This is a genomic window from Membranihabitans maritimus (assembly GCF_021729145.1).
Taxonomy (GTDB): domain Bacteria; phylum Bacteroidota; class Bacteroidia; order Chitinophagales; family Saprospiraceae; genus Membranihabitans; species Membranihabitans maritimus.
Genome location: NZ_JAJSLW010000061.1, coordinates 1 through 824 on the forward strand (window position 1 = coordinate 1; position 824 = coordinate 824).

General features: G+C 44.4%; 1 protein-coding gene. It reads right to left on the reverse strand.

The window, feature by feature from the left end:
• The coding region (locus LVD47_RS23300; protein WP_236981121.1) for a hypothetical protein at positions 1 to 824 on the reverse strand (824 nt) is incomplete at both ends.

The window sequence follows — 824 nt, forward strand, 5'->3', positions numbered from 1 at the left end:
TACACAATTTCCCGCAATGGTGCATCAGCTCCTTCAAAAGGAACTTCAATGGGGTCTGTTATATGATTAAACACACGGTAACCGTCTTCATCGGGTATTCCTCCCTGCAATAGTACCGATTTGCCATTCACCGTGGCCTTCACATGATGGATACCGGAACACACATCTTTTAGTACTACTTTCGGAACATATACTTCTGCTGTACAATCGTGACTACCCGTATTATACGTCGTAAAGTGCGTTCGTTCCCAATCATCCGCAATAGCTGGCATTACACCCGCCCGAATGTCCGATTGAATCTCATCGTGGTCTGCTTCTATATCGTAACAGTATTCAAAGATCGGCCCAATCGTATCTATAATCGTTTGCCATTTCTCCAATTCAATTACAATACGTTTGCCCGTACTATCCACTGTTGTAACGGCAGCATTTTCATTTTCCCCATCCTGGTAGATACCTGCATCACAACCCGGAGCATCTGACCAACACGTTTGAGTTACGGTAACATTCCTTCCACGTGTCTGAGGACATTGGCCTTCCCAGGCTCCAAAGTTCGTCCCTTCTATAGCTAATCCACAATGAACTCCTTCCTTCAAACACAGTTCTACACATTCTTCCGTATTATATACTAATTCCCCGTCAATCACTTCTATACGCGGTAATTGAATGTGAGCCAGGCATTTCTCCCCTTCAGCTTCAGAATAATCCATATACTTGATGCATTCACCACCTCCGCTGATAAACGGCCAGGCGCCGGCAAACCAAAACGGGCTATTCCCATTGCCACTATAAAACCATTCCTCTGTTACTTTTTCAAAAAATCC